The organism is Candidatus Palauibacter australiensis, assembly GCA_026705295.1.
GTDB classification, from domain to species: Bacteria; Gemmatimonadota; Gemmatimonadetes; order Palauibacterales; family Palauibacteraceae; genus Palauibacter; species Palauibacter australiensis.
This window is the reverse complement of the sequence record JAPPBA010000109.1, coordinates 1-3,448: the sequence shown is the minus strand read 5'-3', so window position 1 is coordinate 3,448 and position 3,448 is coordinate 1. Positions and strand designations below refer to the sequence as shown.

General features: G+C 70.0%; 3 protein-coding genes. 2 read left to right on the top strand and 1 reads right to left on the bottom strand.

The window, feature by feature from the left end; all coding sequences use genetic code 11:
- Positions 1-334 precede the first annotated feature (334 nt).
- Both OXN85_08430 and OXN85_08425 read left to right on the top strand, forming a co-directional pair.
- Positions 335-619 (top strand): hypothetical protein, encoded by a 285-nt coding sequence (locus OXN85_08430; protein ID MCY3599983.1) that lies wholly within the window; start codon positions 335-337, stop codon positions 617-619.
- A complete protein-coding gene (locus OXN85_08425) occupies positions 612-2,399 on the top strand; it encodes an amidase (GenBank protein MCY3599982.1) in 1,788 nt (595 codons plus the stop codon). The genes OXN85_08430 and OXN85_08425 overlap by 8 nt, the downstream gene beginning before the upstream one ends.
- Positions 2,400-2,484: 85 nt before the next feature.
- Here OXN85_08425 and OXN85_08420 read toward each other — a convergent pair.
- A partial coding sequence (locus tag OXN85_08420) for a gamma-glutamyltransferase (GenBank protein ID MCY3599981.1) occupies positions 2,485-3,448 on the bottom strand: 964 nt, incomplete at its 5' end.

The following is a 3,448-nucleotide window of genomic DNA, read 5'->3' as shown; positions in this document are numbered from 1 at the left end:
GCCGTCCCCCGCCGGATGCAAAAGGGGCGACCCGTGGGTCACCCCCTCTGTAGAATCAGATGCAAGGGGATTTCTTGAAGCCCTCCGCAACACGGTTCGGCCCCTCCCATCGGTTTTCGCCGTCCCCGCAGGGCATGACGTCCGCCTCCGGATCGGAGACTCTATGGGCAATTGTTGGCTCAAGAAATATGGCCTTGCATCCGTCTTCGTGAACGTTAGTGCGGCTTCGGGTTCGCGGCAAACCCCTGTGGCGCGCGCCGAACGGACGGCTGCGGTGGCGCGCGGCGATCACCGGCAGCATGATGCTTCCGAACATCTCCCCAACGGAGGCGCCATGGCCCGCCGACCCTCTCCGCCACGTTCCGTCGCGTTATCGCAGGAGGTGACGGACGAGCAACTCGACGCGTACATCCGCACGCGCCTCGCGCTCGCGGGCGTCGATCTCTCCGTGCTTCCCGACGACGATGAGGATGCGCCGGCGGACCAGCGCCGCATCATGGCCTCCGCGCGGCGCTTCCTGAGGTCGACCCCCGGGGCGATCGCGGACTTCGAGTTCGACCCCATGGGACCGGCGCCGGCCATCTACCCCGCCGAAGTGAGCGCGTGGAACCGTGGGTGAGCTGAACCGGCGCCGGTTCCTCGAGCGGATGACGGCGCTGACCGCGACCGCCGTGGCGACCCCGGCGACCCTGGGTGCAATCTCCAGCGCGGCGTCCGGGGTCGGGACGCGCTTCCCCGGAGCGACCGGGGCGGGCGGCCGGATCGCGGCCGAACGCCGCGGCGAACTGAACCTTCCACCCGTGGCCCGTCCGCAACCTGCGGATCCGACCGAACTCACGCTCGCGGAGGCGGCGCGGCTCCTTCGCGACGGCGACATGGGCGCGGTCGAACTCGTCGAGGCGTATGTGACGCGCATCGGCCGGTGGGACCCCCGCTACCAGGCGTTCAACACGGTGGTTTCCGAGGCGGCGCTGGAGGCGGCCCGGGCCGCCGACCGGACGCGCGGGCGGGCGCCGCTGACGGGGATACCGCTCGCGATCAAGGACAACTACTTCACGGCCGGAGTCCGCACGACGGCCAACTCGTTCATCTTCGAGGACTTCGTGCCGGACTTCGACGCGACCTCGTGGGCCCGGCTCCGCGACGCGGGCGCGATCCTCCTCGGGAAGACCCAGATGGGACCCCTCGCGACGACGGCCGCGTCGACCCCCACGGGGGAGCGCACGACGGTGAACGCCTGGGCTCCGCACCATGACGATGTGAGCCCGGGCGGGTCCTCGAGCGGATCGGCGACGGCGGTCGCAGCGCGCATGGCCGCGTCGAGCACGGGGACGCAGACGGGGGGCTCGATCACGAACCCCTCGAACGCGCAGGCCCTGACGGGCATCAAGCCGACGATGGGCCGGGTCTCGCTGCACGGGATCCTCCCCCTCACCTATACGCGCGATCATCCCGGCCCCCTGGCCCGGGACGCGGTCGACGCCGCGCTGATGCTGCAGATCATGGCGGGGCCGGACCCCGCAGACCCCCGGTCCCTCGGCCTCCCGCCGGTTCCGGACTACCTGGGGGCGGTGAGCGGGGACGACGCGGCGCTCACGCATCCGGAGCGCGGGGGGGCGGTGCGGATCGGCGTCCTGCCGGGCTTTCTGGATGAGCCCGAGCCGCCGGAGGATCCCGGGCCCGACCCGGATCCCGACATCGACCGCATCGGGAGTTCGTTCCCGCGGCGCGAGCGGACGCAGGCGGCGTACCGCCGCGAAGTGGCGACGGCAGAGGCGCGGCGGCGCATGCTCGCGCTCCTCGAGGAGATGGGGGCGGAGATCGTCGAACTCGACTTCCCCACCCACTGGGAGGCGCTGACGAGCTTCAACTTCAACAACGTGCGGCTCCCGGAGCGCTCCGAGATCTTCCTCGAACACCTTCGCGATGACGTGAGGAAGTTCGGCGTCTCGCTCGCGCCGTGGATCAACGGGCTGCTACTTCCCGCGGCGGAATACGTGCGGGGCTCGCGGGCCCGGCTCGTCCTCCTGGAGGAGATCCTCGAAGAGGTGTTCGGCCGCTGCGACCTGGTGACGCAGACCGTGCCCTTCCCCTTCGACATGGTGGGGCTGCCGCTCATCGGCTTCCCGATCGGGTTCGAGACCGGGTCGACGGGATACCCGAGACCCATCGGGGGCATGTTCGGCGCGGAACCCTACGCGGAGCACCACCTGCTCGCCGTCATCGCGGCGTACCAGCGCGCGACGGACTGGCACCTGCGGCGCCCCGCGGACCCCGGAGACCTTCGGCCCGCAGACGGCGACGGGGATGGCCCGCGCGGCGGATCCGACCGCCGGGGCGGCCGGACCCGTTCACCGGGGCGCTACGATCTGTTCGACGTGATGGAGCGGGGCGAATAGGGCCACGCTGGCAGCCCGTGGCAAAACCCCGCGTCAACGCCGCTCGAACGCAGCGGGGTTTTGCCTCGGGCTGCTAAGCCAGCGGTCACCATGCGATGCCGTAGTCGTCGCCGTGGTGGCTCGACCCACCCCAGAAGGCGTCGTTCTCCCAGTCGAAGAAGATCGCGTTGATCGGCCCCGAAGTGCGCTCGGCGAAGGTCAGGTCGTACCCCATCGACTCCAGGGCGGAGCGGATCCAGGGCGGCGTCGCGTCCTGCAGGAGCATCCGTCCCGGGCGCGTCTCATGCTGGCCGAACGAACCGCGCATCTGGTAGCTGTTCATGTTCGGCGCCTCGACCGCCTCCTGCACGTTCATGTCCCACTCGACCACGTTGAGGAAGAACTGGAGCAGATTCTGATCCTGCCCGTCGCCGCCCTGGACGGCGAAGGAGAGGAAGGGACGGCCGTCCTTGAGCGCCATGCCCGGCGTGAGCGTGGCGCGCGGCCGCTTGCCGGGCTCGATCACGTTGTACGGGTTGTCCGCCTCGTCGAGCACGAAGCTCTGGGCCCGCTGCGAGAGCCCGATCCCGGTCTCCCCGGCAACGACGGCGGGGATCCAGCCGCCGGAGGGCGTGATGGAGACGACCCAGCCCTCGGCGTCCGCCGCTTGTACCGAGGTCGTGCCGAGATAGAAGTCCTCGTCGAGTGCGGCGTGATCGCCGAGCGATAGCTCAACTCCCTGTTCCGTCGTCACGGCGGCCCGCGTCCCCCAGCGCTCGAGCAGGTCCGCGAAGGGGTTCTCCTCCCCCTGGAAGGGATAGGGATCGCCGGGCCCCGCGTTCGGGTCGTTCCGGTCCCAGTCGATGGTCTCGAGCCGGGCCTTCGCATAGTCCTTCGAGAGGAGTCCCTCGATCGGTTCCGCGGGCGGGAAGTAGGGGTCCCCGTAGTAGAAGTCGCGGTCGGCGAAGGAGAGGTTCATCACCTGATAGAGGGCGTGGAGGTAGTTCGCGCTGTTGTACCCCATCTCCCGCAGGTCGAGCTGCTCGGCCATGTTGAGCGCCTGCAGCATG